Origin of the sequence: Paenibacillus sp. J14 (assembly GCF_000518465.1) — a bacterium.
Classification (GTDB): Bacteria; Bacillota; Bacilli; order Paenibacillales; family Paenibacillaceae; genus Fontibacillus; species Fontibacillus barengoltzii.
The window spans coordinates 17,773-37,650 of sequence record NZ_JADQ01000001.1 but is presented as its reverse complement, the minus strand read 5'-3'; the positions used below and the strand labels follow the sequence as shown (position 1 = coordinate 37,650).

13 protein-coding genes are annotated in these 19,878 nt (G+C 42.6%); 3 read left to right on the top strand and 10 right to left on the bottom strand.

Annotated features, from left to right (window positions below; genetic code table 11):
• Positions 1–131: 131 nt before the first annotated feature.
• From sigK to M891_RS25175, 4 genes are all read right to left on the bottom strand, one after another.
• Entirely contained in the window at positions 132–665 is a 534-nt protein-coding gene (gene sigK, locus M891_RS22945) for an RNA polymerase sporulation sigma factor SigK (protein ID WP_157268721.1), read from the bottom strand.
• Positions 619–2,262: a recombinase family protein gene (locus tag M891_RS25655; protein WP_036699011.1), complete on the bottom strand. Its 1,644-nt coding sequence runs from the start codon at positions 2,260–2,262 to the stop codon at positions 619–621. Before M891_RS25655 ends, sigK begins: the two co-directional genes overlap by 47 nt.
• A gap of 631 nt (positions 2,263–2,893) precedes the next feature.
• Positions 2,894–3,292, bottom strand: a complete 399-nt coding sequence (locus tag M891_RS0100110) for a hypothetical protein (protein ID WP_028537362.1) — start codon at positions 3,290–3,292, stop codon at positions 2,894–2,896.
• 23 nt (positions 3,293–3,315) lie between these two features.
• Entirely contained in the window at positions 3,316–3,489 is a 174-nt protein-coding gene (locus M891_RS25175; protein ID WP_157268719.1) for a hypothetical protein, read from the bottom strand.
• A 75-nt stretch (positions 3,490–3,564) separates the two neighbouring features.
• Here M891_RS25175 and M891_RS0100100 point away from each other — a divergent pair, with 75 nt between their 5' ends.
• Genes M891_RS0100100 through M891_RS0100090 form a run of 3 tightly spaced genes read left to right on the top strand, consistent with a single transcriptional unit; the run spans position 3,565 to position 7,158 of the window.
• A complete protein-coding gene (locus M891_RS0100100; RefSeq protein WP_028537361.1) occupies positions 3,565–5,082 on the top strand; it encodes a tyrosine-type recombinase/integrase in 1,518 nt (505 codons plus the stop codon).
• Positions 5,083–5,092: 10 nt separating this feature from the next.
• A complete protein-coding gene (locus M891_RS0100095) occupies positions 5,093–6,220 on the top strand; it encodes a tyrosine-type recombinase/integrase (protein ID WP_028537360.1) in 1,128 nt (375 codons plus the stop codon).
• Positions 6,217–7,158 carry a tyrosine-type recombinase/integrase gene (locus M891_RS0100090; RefSeq protein ID WP_023554866.1) on the top strand — a complete coding sequence of 314 codons (942 nt, stop codon included), beginning with the start codon at positions 6,217–6,219 and terminating at the stop codon, positions 7,156–7,158. Before M891_RS0100095 ends, M891_RS0100090 begins: the two co-directional genes overlap by 4 nt.
• Before the next feature lie 364 nt (positions 7,159–7,522).
• On the opposite strand, the gene M891_RS0100085 is transcribed toward M891_RS0100090, so the two are convergent.
• From M891_RS0100085 to M891_RS22935, 6 genes are all read right to left on the bottom strand, one after another.
• Positions 7,523–8,809, bottom strand: a complete 1,287-nt coding sequence (locus M891_RS0100085; protein WP_023554867.1) for an McrC family protein — start codon at positions 8,807–8,809, stop codon at positions 7,523–7,525.
• A complete protein-coding gene (locus M891_RS0100080) occupies positions 8,809–11,169 on the bottom strand; it encodes an AAA family ATPase (protein WP_028537359.1) in 2,361 nt (786 codons plus the stop codon). Before M891_RS0100080 ends, M891_RS0100085 begins: the two co-directional genes overlap by 1 nt.
• Before the next feature lie 154 nt (positions 11,170–11,323).
• Complete coding sequence (locus tag M891_RS0100070) at positions 11,324–11,860, bottom strand: HD domain-containing protein (RefSeq protein ID WP_028537358.1); 537 nt, start codon at positions 11,858–11,860, stop codon at positions 11,324–11,326.
• 39 nt (positions 11,861–11,899) lie between these two features.
• Positions 11,900–14,440: a DEAD/DEAH box helicase gene (locus M891_RS0100065; protein ID WP_232228248.1), complete on the bottom strand. Its 2,541-nt coding sequence runs from the start codon at positions 14,438–14,440 to the stop codon at positions 11,900–11,902.
• A 224-nt stretch (positions 14,441–14,664) separates the two neighbouring features.
• On the bottom strand, positions 14,665–17,349 hold the full coding sequence (locus M891_RS0100060; protein ID WP_028537356.1) for a DEAD/DEAH box helicase: 2,685 nt from the start codon (positions 17,347–17,349) through the stop codon (positions 14,665–14,667).
• A 234-nt stretch (positions 17,350–17,583) separates the two neighbouring features.
• The gene (locus tag M891_RS22935; RefSeq protein ID WP_036699007.1) at positions 17,584–19,806 is read right to left on the bottom strand and encodes an AAA family ATPase; all 2,223 of its coding nucleotides are present in this window, start codon (positions 19,804–19,806) and stop codon (positions 17,584–17,586) included.
• Between the last annotated feature and the right edge of the window lie 72 nt (positions 19,807–19,878).

Here is a 19,878-nt window from a genome sequence, read left to right as displayed (position 1 = left end):
TCAGTTTGTAATTAAATCCTATAGGATTTATATGATATTGTCAACTCTTGTATTGTGGAAACAAAAAAAGCGAGGTTTGCGCAGTAACGCAAACCCGCTTTTTTATAGTCATATTTCGAACAACGACAACATTATTTCTTCTTATAAAACTCATGATACAGCTTCATGAGCGCTCGCTTCTCAATTCGTGACACGTAGCTGCGGCTAATGCCGAGCTCCTTGGCGATTTCGCGCTGGGTCCGTTCTTCTCCCCCATGCTCCAGGCCAAACCGCCCTTTGATGACTTCCTGCTCCCGCGCGTCCAGGATGTCCAGGTTGCGATAGATTTTACTCTTCTCCATCTTTAACTGAACCCGGTCCACCACATCGTCCGCTTCCGTCCCCAAAATATCAATGAGGGTGATTTCATTCCCTTCCTTGTCGGTTCCGATTGGATCATGCAAAGAGACATCCTTGCGTGTTTTCTTAAGCGAACGCAAATGCATCAGGATTTCGTTCTCGATACAGCGGGCCGCAAAGGTTGCGAGCTTCGTCCCTTTATTCGGCCGGAAGCTCTCGATCGCCTTAATCAGACCAATCGTCCCGATCGAGATCAAGTCCTCCAAATCCTCGCCGGTGTTATCGAATTTCTTGAGGTTGTGAACACGAAACGATGTCGACTTCATGCTGAATAAATTGTTGGCGTTTTAACTCATCTAGTGCTCCGACTGCAGTAATCTGTACTTCGTTCCCGTCGTATCGGATAATGATTTCATCAACCAACATCTCTACAATATGGCGCTTTTCCTCAAGGGTAAGCTCACCACCGGCGCTCTCGATAAAGTTTCGGACAGCCTTGGAGACCTCGGCAATCCGATTGGCCGATATTTCCTTCTCCGCTTGTTCAGACAGCTGCTTTTCGTACCCCGCAAGCTCCTGCTCCAGCGTCCTCAGTCCGGCATTGATTTTTTGCATTTCTGTGAGCATCTCCTGCTCATCGATGACCTCCCGCTTGAACATGATTTTGATTTTTTCCTTTTCCTTCTCCTTCTGCTCCAGTTGACGTTTGATGTGGTCCGCGGCGGATTGAAGTTCCAGGTTAATCTCATTCGATTTGCTTTGCAGTCTTTCCATATAATCATCGGGATCCGACAATGTCTCCAAGATCAGCTTCCAGACGTAATGGTCCAGCATATCGGCGCGTAACGTTTGAGTCGGGCACTTCTCAACTCCTTCACCGTACTTCTTCGGGAATAGGTTCGGACACCTGTAGCAGGTATAACGGATCTTTTCTCCCGTTTCTTTATTTACTCGGCCTGTATAAGTAGTTGCTTGCCACATTCTGCCGCAATGCCCACACCGGATCATGGATTTTAACAAATACTCATATTTTACATTCCCTGACCGTTTCATGTTTTTCTCTTTCTGCACCTGGGCTAATTCGAACAGATTCGGGTCAATGATACTTGGCACGGTAACCTCGATCCAATCCTTCTCCTCGCGAAAGGAATATGTTTTTTTCGGTGTACCGTTCTTGGTTTTCTCCCCGCGAATCTTCCGGGTTTCTCTACGATTGTAATAGAATTTGCCGATGTATACCTCTGAAGTAAGGACCCTTCGAATAGAACTGGCGCTCCAGTTCCTGCTTTCCCCCCGTTTGGGTACCGCCCCTAAGGAATAGAGTCGATCCCCGATTTCACGAAGCGTATAGTTCTCATGAACATACCAGTGGTATATCTTCCGGACAAATTCGGCTTCCTGCTCATTGATAATCAAAGTATTTTCATGAAGGTCATATCCATAGGGAGCCACACGCATGGGCATGATCTTCTTATCTTTTTCCACCGCTTTAAGTCTTCCACGTACCGTCCGCTTCTTGATTAAGGACAGCTCATATTGAGCAATCGAGCTCATGAGATTGAAAAACAGCTGCCCTTCCGGCGTATTCCGATATTCCGTGTCCACGAACACCAATTCAACCTGGTTCCGCTCCAGCTCTCGGCAGAGGATTAATTTATCGGTTAAGTCCCTTGTCAATCGATCGGGATGGGTAACAATCAATCGAGCGATCTTTCCCTGTGCGACGTCTTGTCTCAATTCATTCATCGCCGGACGGTCGATGTCCTCACCCGTAAAACCCTCTTCGCGATAAATTTTCAGATTGGCTTTCGGGATTCCCAAATCCTTGGCTTTCCGAATACATAATTCTACTTGCGCATCCAGGCTGGTGCCCTCTGATGCTTGCATCCCTGTAGAGACCCGTGGATATATGGCCGTATACATGGAGTATCACCACTCTCCTTTCTTACTGTTAATACTTCCCAGTATGGACAAAGGGAGAAACAAAAAAACCGGCTTATTCAGTCGGTTTCAAGATCAAACGCTTTAAGATGTAATCTATAACGGCATTTTTGGCTTCTGCAGCGGATAAGGTGTTTGAGATTTGTGCTGTATCACTGCATAAAGTATGAGGCACATATACGATTTTGATTGTCGGCATTCGCTCCATACTTTTCACCTCAATACACCTTATTCCGTCTGCGGTTTGTCCTATCACAAGCGCATGGTGTTTTGGATATACTTGAACTCCGTTTCCATGATTCGAACAATAGCCGATTCATTATCCGCCCCAATGAATGTCCAGTACCGGTGCCCAGGTACAACGGATTGACTAATAGATCCTGACCATTTGAAGGAAGTGGTTTTTAGAGTAGTCATTAGATGATCCAAACTTAATAAGTCACCATGATAAAGATCTACGACGATCACATCCGCTCGTGATTCTAATCGGATAAAACGTTCTTGATCCGTATTTGGCTGAAGAACATATCCATTTACATCTCTGCTACGATCCTTAGCCAGTCTCAATAACGGAACTATGTCTTCCATACAAGTTAAAACTGTCCCGCTAAAATCAAAATTTTTTAAAGTCCCATCGTTCCATTACAAGCCCATCCTTATATACCCAATCAAAAGGCACGCGGTGGATAATGCCAAATTTGGCCAGCAATTCATTGCTGAATCTTCTGGATTTCGAAGGATTAGTTAGGTCGGAAATCGTAGAAGAAGATTCCGAAAATTCTCCTAGCAAGAGTGTTCTTAACTCCGCTGTCCTTAAACCAAAAGCCTGTATCATTGCTTTTCTACGATTAGGCAAAGAAAGTTTCCGTAACAAAATACCGAAAGTTACTGGATCGGTAGAAGCCAGTTCTTTAACCTCATACCAGTCCCAATCGTGCTTACTGACATAAGTTATTTCATCTATTTCATCATGGATGAATTTAAAAGCCAGTTGAAGAAGATCTACCTTCAACCTAAGCTTTACCCTCCATCAGCTTAATCCCGTATCAAGGCATCCATCATCATCTCTCCATATATGGAGCAGATTCTTGTTTCTTTCGACCAAAATCCTCGCACAACCCGAAAATCAACGTGTTTTTGCTCCAAATGTGGAGCAACCGGGACAGAAGTCAAAGCAAATGATACCTTTACATCAATGATGTGGACCATCGGGCCCCACCTCCTTTCTAAGCAAAAACTGCGGTCTGAACGGTCGATGAAACAGAATCTGAGGGAGAGATGTAGATGGATAACGTTCAGAATATTAGAGATATCGATATTTTGGGATTCATGAATTCATGTCATTGGAAGCAAAATGCGAAAACTACTTCAGAGAATGCTTCTTATGAGAACTCTACTTCGCAAGAATGTTTACAAACCGCCCCAAATGGCAATCATGATATCAAGAGCTTAAGTTGGGAGAAGGTGCTGTTGTTCTTGAATACAATGTATGCATTTCGTTGGCCTGAAGAGGACGTCGAGATATGTTCACCAGAAAGTGGTTCTCTTGCATTAAATGAATGGATCTTTTCAACCCAGATTCAAGGCAAAATCTTTGCCCCCGTGCTACTGGATTACCTTGATAATAAAAAGTCGATCAAATCCACCAGCTACTTTTCTTTGATGGAATACGCACTAGAGATCATTGATTTTTTTAAAACCCGTTATGGGCTTGATGCTAGATCCATTCAAAACAAAGAATTGGCAAATAAAGATGCACTTATTAATTTCATTGAGCATTCTTCCTACAATTTCGTTCAACATGACATGATTCTAGCAATAGCTCGCAAATTAATCTCTAATGGGTTCGAATTAAAGAAATCAACAAACGGTATTTCTACAAAAAAGAGGACTCAAGATATAAATCATCCCGCTATCACTGCGCATATTAAAGATTTACACCGTTCAGGAGTCAAGGAAAAAAGCGTTAACGGTAAATATAAAATCAGTTACGCCCTATTTTTAAACTGGTTGAATAAAACATACGTTCAGTTCCAGAGCACTTCATGCGACGAATTACCATTGTCATTAGTTACTGAGGAGCATTTACTCGAATTCAAGCAATATTTACTCCGTTTGGAAAATAAAGGGATATATACCAAGCAAACGGTTAGCAATTGTTTTTACGATATCCGATTTCTTCTGGCTAACCTCTATAAATTGGGCTGGCTTGCTAAAGACATAACAATGGATGTTACAGGAATCCCGTACGAGAGATACTATTATCGCGAGTTACCAACAGATGCTAAACTCCAGTGTTTTTTTCATAATATCCAACTCTATTCTGATCATCCCACATTGGAACTGGCAGCCTTTGGGTTGATGCTTTGTCTCGGTTTGCGAATTCATGAAGTTGCTAACATTCGCTATCAGGATATCAATGTCGAGAATAGAACCATCTCTGTCTTCGGAAAAAACGAGAAATCGGCCATTCTACCCTTACCTGATCCGCTACAGAATTACTTTCAAAAGCTTGTTGTCAACAAAAGTCAGGATGTCCATCTGTTTGGAAACAACAGCCAATCAACTATTCGCAAATTAAGGGCACAGTACAAACTTTATTCTTTTGTCTCGGGATGGAAATATCCAGGGGGGCCCCATTTACTGAGGCACACTTTCATCAGCAGGTTGTCAGAACGTACAGATTGCCCGTCACAATTGCTTATGTACTTGGCAAGGCATGATCGGCCAGAAAATACTGCACGATACGTCCACCGGAGCCCCAATCAATTAACAAGTGCTGTAAACAAAATCAATTACTGAGGAGGTTCCCATGCCTAAAGTAATCAACGATACAAAGTATACCGAACTTAAAGAACAACTGAATCAGCTGTTATGTCTTTATGGTCCAGAGAAAATGCGGCAAGTTATGGAAACCTTGCCTGTCCAGACACAGCCAAAACCTAATATGCCCCCGGCAGTGCGGAACGTTTCATTTCTCGAAGCCGTTGATGCTTTCTATCAAAGCAGCAAGTTTTCTGGACTTAGCCGGACCACGCAAACAACGTATCGGTCAGAGATGAAACTTTTCCAGCAACATGTGAAGGAAAAGTTTGGCGACGATCCGCAGTTTGAAAAGGTATCAAACGGCGAATTCTTGTCCGACTATATTAAGCTTAATGAGGATCCTAATACAAAAGCCAAGAAGTCTTCCTTTCTTCGAACCTTCATAAAGACCACATACAAAATATTCTTTGGTCATCAGGATCTCGGGGACTTGAAGACTATACTACGCGTTCGATGGTCAAACGATGACGCACCAAAAGCCTTTACTAAAGTGCAGATCGCGGAAATCTTGCAGATCGCTCAATCTCGTAACCACGATAGCCTTTACACTGCAATTATCTGGACTTTCCTTGGGAGTGGAATTCGCATAAACGAGCTCTGCCATCTAAGAATCGGTGATATCACTCCTGATACTCAAACAATCAAGGTAACACCCAAAGGGGCTGAGAATACCAAGAAAGTCCGAAAAATCAACGAGCTCGCCTTAATGATGCTCACAGATTTTATAGAGAAAAAATACAGTCGCGCTCGCGAGGTGATGCCAGATTCCGATTATCAAAGGCTCTATATCTTTTCAAGCACTGCCGGGGATAAACCCATCACATCTAGAGCCATTCAGCAATTTATGAAACGTATTATTCGCGAGTCTCGGTCGATAAAAGAGGAAGACAAAGATCGTTTAGGTCCTCACTCTTTTCGTCATTCTTTTGCCGTTCAAGGCCTTGAAGCAGGGATCGATATATACACCCTCTCAAAACTTCTAGGTCACGAGTCGATCGACAGCACGATGAAGTACTTGCGGCTTTTCGATGATCAACTTCGTGACGCCATTAACAAACACCCATTTGCCCAAGAGATTATTCAAAAAATTAGAGAAAGGTTGGAGAACAAATGAAACGTTTGTTATTGGATTCCCCTTACTATGCCAACTGGAAAAAACATACCCATCTCAAGGATTCTGCAATTTACGCTTATAGTCGCCAATTCATGAAATTTGAACAATATCTGAGCTTAGACTTTGAGGGAGAGCTGGATTTCGATAAATTTTATTATGATACTGAATCCGAGACTTATCGCCCGATCGATACTGAATGTATTGACGGTTATATCCAGTTTCTCAAGAAGAGGTTTCAGGCAAGCAAGAATACTATCTTCAATAACATTGTTTACCTGAAACATTTTTTCACGTTACTTCACGGTCTTGGGATGATTAAACAAAACCCCATGAAGAATTTTCCGAATCCGTATTATGAACGCCGAATAATAGATCGTTCCCTCTCCATTGGTGAATGTCAACGATTATTTCAAGCAGCGCTTAAAGCCGATCCATTTGTCCGGAAGTTCTACATCCTCATATTGCTAATGTCAACGACCGCTCTTCGAAACAGGGAGATTATACAGCTAACGTACGAACAGATTGATTTTGAGCGCAAGGTTATTCTGGTTAACAAAGGGCAGAAAACCTCCTCCGAAGTCGTTTATATGCCCGATTCCCTCGTTGTTGAGTTGGAGCGTTATTTGCATCATCCGGTTGTAGAAGAATGGCGGAATTCCGGACATTCCGAGGTTTTCTTTGAAAACAATCGACCACTAACAAAAGCAGCATTAAACCGAATCATCAAGAATCTTTGCCTAGAGGCCGGTATACAAAAGACAGTCACTGCCCATAGTTTTCGACATACAACGGCATACTTGATGCAGAGCAGCGGGATTGACATTATCGCTATAAAACGACAACTACGCCATAAGCAGCTGTCGACAACTTTGCGATATGTTCCTCCAGTTGACGCTGCCAAGCTGTTGAATGACGCGTGTTCCGATCTTCTTCAATAACAACAAAAAGAACCCGAAGAAAGCAAAGAAAAAATGCTTCATTCGGGTTCATTATTTGAACAATTATAGTACACAAGGACAGGCTACTCCCGTGTTGTAATTAATCACCATAAAGGGAATTGGATACCGAAAGCACCTGGCTCGAGGAAATGGTATCAATTAACTGTCCCGCGAGGACATGATTTGGGCCAGAGGATGGCCACTCATTAGGCTTCCGTTGGGAACAGAAGCGATAGAAGGAACAAATTTATTATATAGTGGATGTGCTTTGAAATCAATAATAGCAAAGGTCACTGTTGCTCGGCTAGTTCTCGTATCTCATAAGGACTAGCCTCTTCCGGAACTTTCATTTCATGCTCCCTTCTTAACTCTCAAAAAAATGGCATATTAACTTTATGAACTCTTTTTGTATTTGATCCAGGTCTTCGGAAGCAATGTCAATATGAAGAGCTGATATCCGGATCTCCTGATTTCCGTTATGTATCAAATAGGTTGCTAGCGGATTCTGGAAATATTTATTCGCACGGAAAACTGGGTATACCAGAAACAACCGATTGCATTGATAACGGACTGCATAGGCCAACATTTGGTAAACATCCGACTCCGAAAGTCGAGTATTCTCTTCAGAAATGGGATTTTTATATTTCGCATCTACAATCATTTCGATTGGCGTGTCTGATCCTGCTCGGCTGCATGCGATTGTAATATCGGGTCTGAGCAGAAAAACCTCTTTTTCAGCATCCAAGTAACGTTGTGGCGTCTGATAACGGACCACCCAATCATCCGAAGATAACCCCTTATCCAACCATTGATATAACGAGAACTCAAATAATTGATTCAATGGGATCAAAAAGGTAAAGGTACGCTCGTCGCCCGCATGGACCCCAGGTTGACGGTTAAGGTAAAACATCTTAGCGAGTTCAAACACCGGCCGATAGTCTTCGTTTAACCGATTGAATCGTACTCTTTGGAACATCGATTCGGTAAGCCGGATGGGACAGATATCCTCTAAAAGCAAAAGCGCATGGCTCAAACTAGTTTTGTTTTCCTCGTTTTTCGTCAATGTTCTAAGTGAAATCATTGTGGCTTTAATGATTTGGTTAAGCAGATTGTCTTCCGTGAATTCCTGATAACTAACATAATGCTTATGCTTAAATCCCCCATTCCTGAGCAACTGCCGCTGAAAAAGGATCCTTCCTCTAATGAAGGCCAGGTTGCCCTCAAAATCTTCATATTGACGATGAATTTGCTTCTGAAAGAGTTCCAAGAACCTCTTAATGAAAATGTGAATGAAAATCTCCAGCAAATCTCCGTTCATAGCCGCTATAAGTTGAGGTTCCGGAATATCTTTGACTGAAAGGAACCCGCTAGATGCCAGCAAACGGAACAGCATCCGAACGGACGAACGTTTTTCCTCTTCGAAGTCTTCAGCGGATGCCGCATCTTCATAAAGTTTGGGCAGAATCTGTAGCTGCAAGGAAGGAGTGGCGATAAATCCAACATACTTCCTTAGCAGCACTCGGTTATCTACACTGAAGCTAATATTTTGCCTTCCCCAAATGGACTCCAACGAAGATAATTCCATCCTATGTTCATTCGAGATTGGTTCCAACGAATACCTGTCTTCAAAGACGGTGATGAGTTTCGGCATCAGTCTTCTATTCCTTTATAGAGGGTCAACAAGGCCTTCTCGAAGTCGGAAACCGTATCTTTATCGGAAGGCTGCGTGCTTAAGAACCGCATGCTTCCGGATTTCTCGAAGAACTTGGTTCCAACAACCGACTGAATAGCAGCGACATCGTTGTAGAAGTATTCAGCGATTAATGGCAAAATTTTATAATACCAGCTCTTAAAAAGATCATCGATCGTTAAAACATCCATCAAATAGGCGTGGCCGATCCGATGGTCTCGATCCAGCTTCTCCGATATTTTTTCGTTAAGGCTGCGCAAAAGACTTGCAAGTTCCACCGAGCCCACTTTTGCTGTATTTTGTTCGAAAACCGCATAATCTGGTTCCATTTCCGCGAATACGAACCGTCTTCTTAGCGCGGTATCCAGCATCGCGATCGATCGATCGGAAGTATTCATCGTACCGATAATATACAGGTTCCTAGGCAACGAGAAAGGCTTTTTGGAATAGGGCAAGATCGTGCTGACCGTTTGCCTTTTGTCCTTTTCAATCAATGTTATCAGTTCGCCAAAGATTTTAGAGATGTTACCTCGGTTGATTTCATCGATGATCAAATAGTATGGTTTTTGCTGATGCTGCTGTGTCTTAACCGTTTTATTTATATCGTTGGAAATACCGATCAATTTCTGAACGTCGGACATTTGAATTCGGGGAAGCTCGTAAATCGTTTTGAGAGTAAGACTTACTCCGCCGTTCATATCGTAAATATCCGCGGGGTCCGTAAATTCTTTCAACCACGCAACCGGCCGGACATGTGGCGCCACATGTCCCTTTCTGTAAGCATAATCCCCTGTTATCACACCAATATCCCGAATCGTCCGAGGGCCATCATAGACAAATACGATATCACCTCGTTCCATTTGGTTAATGAGAGTATCTAGCGTATTGGCATCCATTGTAGGCTTTTGAGCCCCATCATCCCGCTCATTCTCAAGCAAGGAATAAATTTCGTCATATGATTTGTCTGTAAGGTCGATGTGATCGAGAAAATCGACCGCTATTTGTTTGCCTGCTTTACATTGGTTGTAAATGTGATCGCTGTTGCGGCGGCCGAGCGATACTTTCCAGACACGGGATCCCGAATGTATGAACTCGGCTCCCGAAATACCGGAGGACTCAGATTCCGCTTTGATAATTTGTGCTGACGCTTCTTCCACCATCTTTTTCAGAACGCCAGGCTCCACGCGGTACCGAATCTCACCACCTGCTTCGTCTTGCTTCATGTCTTCTTCCAATTGGGGGCGAATACCCTCAATAAATTCCTCATACGAGTAGGACTGGTGGAAAGTGATGAAACGTACCCGTTCTTCCCGTTCAACTTGGACGAACGGGATATATCTTTTACGGAATGTATACTCAAACGCTTCAATGATGTTCTTCGTAGCGAACGTCTTCCCTGTTCCCGGCGGTCCGTATAAAATCAAATTGGGGTTGAAATCCAGCAACTCAGCATACGCACGGTATTGTTCAAACAATTCCGGCGCGTCCTCGACATCCGAAGATTCTAACGCATGCGTGATTGGCGTTTTCCCATCAGTTCCAACTTCCATATTCGGTTTGCTGATCGGTGTCTTGCGGCGGCCAACCAAGACGTTGTCATAAAGGCGAATAGGATTATCCACTACAAAATAACCTTGCTTTTCCAATTCATTCAGGACGCTTTTCAAATAGTTACGTTTAATCGGCGCTTCCTCTTCGGCAAATTCAAGCAACTGTAGCAATGTATACCGTTCATTGACGGAATTTTTGTCCTCGTACAGTTTCTGCAAACTGGCATAAGGTTGGGATTGTCCATTCTTCCATTCCAATATCCCGACTATTCTTGATGTTACGAGATTGTCGATTACAACCATGATGTCGTTTTCTGCAACTGGCGGGAGTTGAGAACTTAGTGTGACGTAATAACGACGAACCGATGTAAAAGAAAGCTGATCCCAGTTTTCCATGGGAAACGCCGAGGTTGTCTCAATGGGAAAGAAACCGTGACCTGGAGTAGCTTTGTTAATTTTATTAAGCAAGTTGAGATCCAAATTGAAATATGGACTTTTAATAAATTGCACGACGGGTACAGGATGCGGAAACCGCTTGATTTCTTCGAAAAAAACAACACCTGTATCCGACGGATTAATAGGATTTACCTTATGCCCATATTCCCTCACTTTCCATAACGCAATTACGTTGGCATTGGTCACCACAAACACGAAATCCCCCGGTTCGATCCCTCCGTACCAGGTACTCTCCTTGGCGCCGGCGGCGTAATACTTCTCTTGGATTTGATGCGGTCTTCTACTGTCAAACTTGCCGAAATATACTTTGCTCATATTGGATCTCCTCGATTTCATTTATTGAAATGATGATAAATCTCATGCGGATATAAGTTCAATAGCTGCATCAGCGCTGTGCAGAAGCCGATCAGGATGATTGGCCCTTCACTATTCGACTGAAACTCGATCCCGCGTTCCACCAAATAGTTAGCTAGACGATCGAAGTCTGCCTCATATTTCGGGACTCTTCAAGCAACTTAAACCGTGATTTGTACCCGAGGCCTTCCACCAGCCCCTTATAGTACCATTCCTGACTATCACGTCCTCGTTTGAAACGAGACCATGCCTCCTCACCGTACTGCTTCAAGTCCCTCTTAATCGAACGAATATTGTGTAGTTTGTCTGCACAGGACGTCTGCCGAATAGCAACGGTTGCATGTTTAAGTTCATCGAGCGTATGCTGCTTTCTTTCCTCCCATGATGCACCTTTGTCCGGTTCTGAGCAGCCTTTTACGATTTCCAATACTTTAGGACCGAAGAAGGCCAGTAAATCCTCCTCCGTTGTATCGGTATCTTCCAACGTGTCATGCAAAATTCCAGCCGCGACAACTTCCTCCGAACAACCTGCCCGCTGCAAAATCATGCCCACAGCATAAGGATGACTAATGTATGGTATCTCTGTGCCTTTTCGGCGCTGTTCCCGATGTGCAACGGCAGCAAACTCAATTGCCTTATCGATTAAAGTCATGGACACGGTTTCCTCCCTTCAATTTCAAAGATCAGTTTCTCATGAATGGTTGCAAACCGGATATTTTTGCAGGTGATTAAGAACCAGCAAAGCCCCAGCCTTATGCAGCGGCTCATTCTGCTTCTCACAATGAAACAGCTGAATGCAGGATGGGCAGCCGTCCGAACAACCACAGCTGCTAATGATCTGTTGGGCTTTCTCCAAGAGAACCCCGAATTTTTCCGCAACGACCTCGACTATACCTGAACCTCCCCCTGCTTGGCTGTCGTAGAAGAACATTCCGGGCATTCCAAACAATGCTGAGCCAGAATAAAAAGAGGTGTGCTGAAAATCAGCCATACTGCACCTTACAACGGCCGGTATCGCCGAAGCTATGGCATGTTCAACCGCATGAAGGCTTCCCTCAGCCATGGTCTCCAAGTCAATGGTATCGCGATCCAGTACATCATTGAGCAGACCTTTAAGTTCATCCCTTCCTTGGTGATCCCACATCAGCCAAAACGCCTCGGTTTGGAAACTGACAGGATATGTGTTTGTCAATTGCACGGTTTCGGGAGGCGTTGCGCCGTGATTGTAGATTTTTTTGTAGCCAAATGTGCTTCGTTTTACGATGATGTTTCCAAGATTGGATTTGATCGCCGCGTCACTTCTCAGTGGATGGGTGATGTCATGGATTTCTATGCTATCGCGGACTATTCCGCGAGTATGATAATCCGTTCTTACCGGCTCCACAACCACTTTGCGTTGCTTACCGTTGACCCACTTGACCTTATAGAAGGTACGATTGTCTGGTCCCAGAAATACAGCATCGACATGATAATCTCGTATTAAGGAACGCCCGTCGACACTTTGGAATAAGATATCCTCATTCCATCCGTTCTTGGTTACAACCGTATAAGTAGCCCCCATTGTAAACAAAGTTTGATATCTTGGCGTTTCACCATGATAGAGGAGTTTTCCTTCGATCTGCTGCCACTGGTCGCTTGCTTCCGCAACCACTTTGCGAAGCGCCGAAGAGCGAACATAATTCATAGCATTGGTCAACGTTCCTCCCAGTTCGTGAGCTGCGTATGCGAGATGCTCCTTTAATAGCTTGGGATTCGTTGTATTAATCGCTGCTGATTCAGGCGGGAGCTTAAAGAATTCTTCAGGGTTGCGGGCGAAGTATTGCTGCAACGGCTCTTCCTGAAGCATCATAATCACCACACCGTCTCTGCTGCGTCCCACTCGTCCAGCCTGCTGCCAAAAGGAAGCCTGGGAGCCAGGGTATCCGAGTAAGATACATACATCCAGACACTTCACATCAATTCCGACCTCTAGGGCGCTAGTAGTGACCACTCCAAGGATCTCGCCTTGCTCAAGTTTTTGTATGGTTCGTTCTTTAACTTCTTGCGTGAGGTATGCATGGTACGGCAGAAAAAACTCATGTGGTTCGTCTGCCGAAAGCCCGCCATGATCATGAAGATGGCTGCGCAATATCATGTTTAATTCACGACTTAAAAGCTGGGCTTGCTGGCGGTTGCTTGTGAAAATGATACTTCTTGGCCATCTTCCATCCTTGTAGATCGTGCGCAGAATTTCATAGAGATCGGAAACAACAGCCCTTTTCTTCTGCTCTTCGTCTGATAAGCCAGGATTCCACATCAAAATCGCTTTCTTCTTTACTGGCGCTTGTACACCCGATATTTCATGAAATCCTTTCAGTCCACGCATTCCTGTTAATTCTTCAGCTAGATACTTTGGATTAGCAATTGTAGCCGAGCAGGCAATAAACTGGACGTTTTTATTTCCCAACCTGTCACATAACATTCTTAATCTGCGAAGGACCAAAGAAACCTTTGAACCTAACAAGCCTGAGTATTGATGCAGCTCATCAATGACGACAAACCGAAGATTTTGCAGAAAGCGCAACAGCCCAGGGCCTTTTCCCTTAGGCGAACCTGCACCTTGAAGAATTAAATGCAGATAGTGTACGTTGGTCAGCCAATAGCGCCCCTCAGAGAACACGAAGCTAGATGCCTGATCTTTTCTCATATGCTCTGGAACGTTACGTTGCCCGTGGAGAACCCCAACGGATAATTGCTGTCCATTAACAGAGAATCGAGAAAATCCATTAAGCGAGATTTGATTCCCCTGCTCTTCTACATCATCAGCCCATTTTTTCAAGTGAGCGTACTGGTCCTCGACTAATGCCTTGAACGGGGCCAAATAAAGCGCACAGGCATTCGGATCAGCAACCAATTTTTCGATGATGGGAACATTGTACGCCAATGATTTTCCAGATGCGGTTTTCGTGCAGAGAACGACATTTCTGCCTTCACGGATGTTCTGTATAGCTTCCCCTTGATGCTCATACAGTTTATTAATCCCCAGAGAATGAAGCTTCCGCTGCAGCCAACTGGGCATAAGGATTTGGTCAGCATAAGCGCCTTGGTTGGCGTCAATTTGATGCACGTGGACGTCACTTCGAATACGAGTTCCGAGTTCGAGCAAATTCTGGACGAGTTTTTCACTATCGAATACATGTTGAACAGGAAGTCTTCGATCTATGAGCAATTCCGTTTCTTCCGGTGTCAACATGTCATCCAAGATTGAACATCCATCATGAGAACAATAAACGCCGGATGGTTTGTTTATATAGGACTCCATATCGGGTTCAAGGGAGCGCCACTGTGAAACTCGAATCCCGTTTGCACGTTGATGGATCTTACGGTAATAGCCCTTTGGATCCGCCTTATAGCTGATTTGAATGAAGTCCCCGTAAGGTCTTTGGCCTCCGCAAGCGGAACAGATTACAGGCATTCTTAATCGATCCCTTCTATCAAAATCTTCAGCAGCATTTTGGCTCCAGGTTTGAACAATTCAATATTCCCTTTACCTGGGAGCTGCACGCAGCTAGGACATCCTTCGGCACAAGGGCAGCTCTCAATAAGTTCAAGCGCTTTTCGAAGCACTTGCGGAAGTTTCTCATAGATCGCTTCGATGGTCCCGAGACCGGACCCGTTCTCGCCATAGAAGCCGATAACAGGTCTATTGGCAAAAGCCGTCATCCCGCTCGCCGAAAAGCCTGTAAAGTCATTAGCGTCACAAATGATGAGGTCAGGAATAACCGAAGTCATAGCGTGACCTGCAGCGTGAAGGGAAGCTTCAGCCAATAAGTCGATGGATCTGCCCTCATCCGCTAACTCCTGAATGCCATTTTTCAATTGGCTCCATTGAGAATCCGTTAGTGTAACCCACATTCCTTCCGGAGTGAATCGGGTGACGGACGGATGATCCAATTGAACCTGCTCCGACTCATGCTTCTGTCCGAAGTAAACTTTTTTATAACCGAAGACGCTCCGCTTGATCTCCAGTTCACCATAGGCCATATCGATGCCTTCGATATTTTGCTTCTGATAAGTCTGCATAATGTCGATGACATCACGATAAGTAGATTGAGTGTAATAGGTTAGTTCCTGAATAGGCAATACAATAATTTCACCTTTTCTGCGATTGATAGAGTCTACTCGATAGCCTTTCTCTCCAGGAGTCCAATAGATCGCGCCTTCATAAAAATCACGAAGAGCACTCCACTCATCCAAACTGTCTACTATCGTTTGATTTTGTCCCCGAATGGTTACGCTGTAATTTTTACCAGACATTGATCGAAGACTAAACTTGTCATCAACGATCGCCTCATCGTTAGCTGTTGCAGCTACTTGCAGTACAGTCTCAATATAATCTTCGAGTAATCCAGGAAACATGTCCTGCAAGTCTTCCTTCGTGACTTCTCTCCCGAGCTCTTCTCTTAGTAACGGGATGTGCATGGCTAACAACTTGTAATTTGTTGGATTAATCCTAACTACCTCGGGAGCTTTATAGATAAATTCAAGCGGGTTACGCATGTAATACTGCTGAAGCGGTTCATCCTGCCAGATCAATATGGCAACACCCTCGCCTTTGCGGCCAACACGTCCGATCTGTTGGGAGAATGCCGCTTTCGATCCGGGATAACCAACAAGAACGGCAAGACTCAAATCACCGATATCAATCCCGACTTCAAGGGCATTGGTAGTAATAATGACATGAATGTCGTGGGACTTGAGTCTCTCAATAATCCGTTTCCGAGTATCATTCGGCAGTATTCCGGTATAAAATGCCGCGAGTTTTTCTCCTTCCACTTTCTCTTTTGGTAGTCGGAGAGGCTGGCGCAAGACGTCTTTGATATAACGGGTAAATACCATCGTCTGGCTGCGAGAAGGCTGAAAAATAATGCTCTTAATCACCTTCTGATCCACAGTCATAATTTGTTTCGCCATCGTAATCGCATCGGTAGAAGGCGCGCGGCGGACTTGTTCATCGGCTGACATACCGGGATTCCAGAGGACGATCCCCTTTTTCTGATGGGCGGAACCATCTGTATTGATGAGGGTGAATCCGCTAAGACCTGTAAGATCCTCTGCTAATCTAATAGGATTTTCAATCGTTGCTGAGCTCGTAATAATCTGGATGTTGTGAGTATTACCAAGTTCTCGACAAACCTTAAGCAGGCGTCTGAGTACCAATGCGACATGACTTCCGAATGTACCTCGGTACATATGCATCTCATCAAGCACGATAAATTTGAGGTTCCGCAGATAATTCCGAATGTGGTGTGCGGTCGCATACTTCACCTTCTGAACTTGCCCGAGAATGGAGTAATGAATCATATCCGGATTCGTCATCCATACCTGTGCTTTTTCCATAATTCGCTGCCGCGGCCCATTCTCGGTATCCCCATCCAGCCGGCCGATATGAATCAGGCGATCTCCTAAGTGCAATTGAGTTTCAAACCACTCATCCAAGGATGATTGATCCTTCGTTTCATCCGTACCAAAACGTCTGATTTGATCTAGTTGATCATTAGCTAATGCCTTGGTAGGAAATATGTACAATGCCCGTTCTTCAGGATGATTATACAACCGGCTAAGAATCGGCAGGTTATAGGACAACGTCTTTCCAGATGATGTTGAAGTGACCAAGACAACATTCGAACCAGAATGGACTGCATCGGCTGTTTGTGCTTGGTGAGAATATAACTGCGTAATTCCCATTCGATGTAAGGCGTCCTTGATGGGCTCTGGCGTTGATTCAGGAATATCCGCAAAAGTAGCTTCTTTCGCAGGAAGTGTATGAACATAAATCTCGGCAACTTCTTCCTCGGCCAACTTCTTCAGCTTATCCAGTACATCATCGGATGAAAACTCATGACTTACTACGCCGGGAATTCGGTTATCTTCACATAGAATAAATTCTTCTTTCTCTAGAGGAACGATAGCAAAACAAGAAGGGCAGTAAATTCCCTCTTCGTATCCTCGGAGGTTTTCAATTACAGGAGTCCAGTCTGAGCATTTGATCCCTGTTGGCGAATATTCTAGGAGCCGTTGCTCCCCAACTTGACTGATCTTATTAGAAATTTGAATCGCCTTCAGCATATTGGTGCATTCCGAGCATTTCAGAAATGCCATACCCAATCCCTCCATCGCTAATGTCTGCTGATCATATTAGAACATACTGATTAGACAACATGTTGTCATAGAATATACGTTCTCATGGAATAAAACCCCCTTGCTGCTAATTCGACAATATAGGCAATAAGTCCTGTAAAAATAAGAAAAACCCAAACAAAGTAATAAAGAAACGCTTTGTTTGGGTAAATTGTATTGTATATTTGTTATTGTTAATGGGAAAGGCTCAATCAATCACGATACCTGTGCATGAGGGATCTCACTCTGATCAGCTTCTTCTACTCCCATCATCATTTTATAATGTGCATGATGATTTGTAACTTTGAATATTTTTTCAAATATATTAAGGTATCTAGCGTTTGTATCTAATGGATGTTCAATATACAAATCATCACTTGCAAAATGTGACCCGTCATTTGCCCAGGATAAAAGCGATTTACATATTAACTTTTCCTCTTCATCGAATTTATTCAGTATATCATCTTCACTAAAATTACCAAATACTTTAAAATAGTTTTCTATAATTCTACGAATCAAGTTTTGAACCGTTGTTGAAGAACTACTCTGTGTTGCAAATCTAAGTTCTTGCCACATTAACTCATATGAAGTTTTTATTGGATTTGTATCATAGGATTGAGCCTCAGTAACATTATTAACTTTTCTTATAATCCAGAATGTTTCATCATGTAATTTTCCGCCTTTTGAACGCTTTTTATTAAAAGTTACTTCTTTGTGGAAATATACATTATGGGTTAAAACAAATAATTGAACAATATTATTTTGATTGTTCCTGATATCATCAATAAGTTTTAAAATAAGATTGCTAACGATAAATAATACATTGCTATCCAAACTAGAAATAGGGTCATCAATTACAACGACTTTATTCTCTGTAATAAGATCTCTGTTATTACTTCCATTCAACAAATGCATAAAATATAAAAACGTTACGAATGTCTTTTCACCTTCACTCAACGTCTGATTCACATCTTCTCCAGTGGATCGTACCAAGCGATAATTTCCCTGGTTTTGTGTATACGCAAACTTAAAATTTGTAAAATTATACGCTTTTAACAGACGATTCATTTCATTAACGGATGGAATTACACTAGTGATTTGAGCCTCTAAACCCTCGATTTCTGAAATCAATCTGTTTTTCTCAGATGTTTTTGATGAGATCCCATCTTTTATCCCTGTAATCGCATTCTTAATATTAAATTCTTTGCGTACATATTTTTCGTGATTATGCAGATTTTCATTTGCAATGAATCTCCATATTTGATCCTTAAGAAGCTGTTCTTCATGGGCTCGGTTATCAACCAACCTGTTATGTCCAAGGATTTCCTGATTAACCCTCTCAATTTCTAAATTGATAATTTTTACAAATTCGTCAACAGGAACTAATGCAATTTTCTTACTTGGTTCTTTTTGTTTTTGTTCAATTAATTCGAGATTGATTTCGTTTTTCGATCTTATTATTTCTAACTGTTGATTTATTCTCTCTTTATCGATATATGGTACTTCTTTTTCCATTAGATCCTGGATCGAAGTCTCAAGATTATCATATGATTCCATGTATAGTTTAACACAATTTGCCAATTCCTTCATTTCATTTTCATAGGTTTCATTAAAGTACTCTTCCAATTTATTCAAAAAACCATCCGGCAATGACTGTTGACAAAAAGGGCATTTACCTTCCGACTTATGTATATGATCATATCCTCTTTTTACCCAATCGCTTATAGCCAGTCTAGAAATGAGAGCGGCGATATCGACCTCCTGCTTACCAACAATTTGTTTTTGGAATATTCGACTTGAACAAGCAACGTTTAGTTCGTCATTCTTTATTGATTGCAACGTTTGAATTTTCACTAAACTTCCATTAAATAATTTATTTGAACGAGCACGTAAATCCTCTAAATCACATAACTTATTTTCAAGTGAATGCGACTGTTTACATTTATTCATAAAGTTCATTTTATTATTTCGAACACCTGAAAAAGCTTGCAAAAACTCGTTATCATATTTTCTTTTCAATTCCCAGCAATCTTCTATAAATTCATTTTCATTCGCGTTATATTCCTCTTCTTTATTGGACAAGTTAGTGCGCAATCTACGAATCTCTTCGTCTAATTTATCAACAAGCCTCTTCTTTTCAGCAATTTCATTTTTTATTTCAGTTGACTCCTTACCTAATGTGAATATACCCTTAATGTGCGAATCCTGATGGAAATTTTCCTCAACGAATTTCTGGTTATATACCAATGTTTTTAATGGTTGTGATGCCCAATCAATATTACAATCCGGGAAGTTCTCAATATTTTTCATAGCATTTGATAATGATGTTTTCCCACTTCCATTGGAACCGTAGAAAAAATTAATTTTCTTTAATCCACTAAAGACAACACCTGTACTATCATAAGTTGCTATCTTCTTAATGGAAATTTCTTTAATCATTACTTCTTCACCCCGAAAATGTTAATTTAAAAAAGACGTAACTAAAATAGATGTCCATTTTAGTTACGCCCA

Bases quoted from the DNA above. Each gene is read 5' to 3' on its own strand.
- M891_RS25175 (WP_157268719.1), bottom strand. From the start codon at position 3,489: ATGGTCCACATCATTGATGTAAAGGTATCATTTGCTTTGACTTCTGTC.
- M891_RS0100060 (WP_028537356.1), bottom strand. From the start codon at position 17,349: ATGGCATTTCTGAAATGCTCGGAATGCACCAATATGCTGAAGGCGATT.
- M891_RS0100090 (WP_023554866.1), top strand. From the start codon at position 6,217: ATGAAACGTTTGTTATTGGATTCCCCTTACTATGCCAACTGGAAAAAA.
- sigK (WP_157268721.1), bottom strand. From the start codon at position 665: ATGAAGTCGACATCGTTTCGTGTTCACAACCTCAAGAAATTCGATAAC.
- M891_RS25655 (WP_036699011.1), bottom strand. From the start codon at position 2,262: ATGTATACGGCCATATATCCACGGGTCTCTACAGGGATGCAAGCATCA.
- M891_RS0100085 (WP_023554867.1), bottom strand. From the start codon at position 8,809: ATGCCGAAACTCATCACCGTCTTTGAAGACAGGTATTCGTTGGAACCA.
- M891_RS0100070 (WP_028537358.1), bottom strand. From the start codon at position 11,860: ATGACTTTAATCGATAAGGCAATTGAGTTTGCTGCCGTTGCACATCGG.
- M891_RS0100065 (WP_232228248.1), bottom strand. From the start codon at position 14,440: ATGTTGACACCGGAAGAAACGGAATTGCTCATAGATCGAAGACTTCCT.
- M891_RS0100095 (WP_028537360.1), top strand. From the start codon at position 5,093: ATGCCTAAAGTAATCAACGATACAAAGTATACCGAACTTAAAGAACAA.
- M891_RS22935 (WP_036699007.1), bottom strand. From the start codon at position 19,806: ATGATTAAAGAAATTTCCATTAAGAAGATAGCAACTTATGATAGTACA.
- M891_RS0100080 (WP_028537359.1), bottom strand. From the start codon at position 11,169: ATGAGCAAAGTATATTTCGGCAAGTTTGACAGTAGAAGACCGCATCAA.
- M891_RS0100100 (WP_028537361.1), top strand. From the start codon at position 3,565: ATGGATAACGTTCAGAATATTAGAGATATCGATATTTTGGGATTCATG.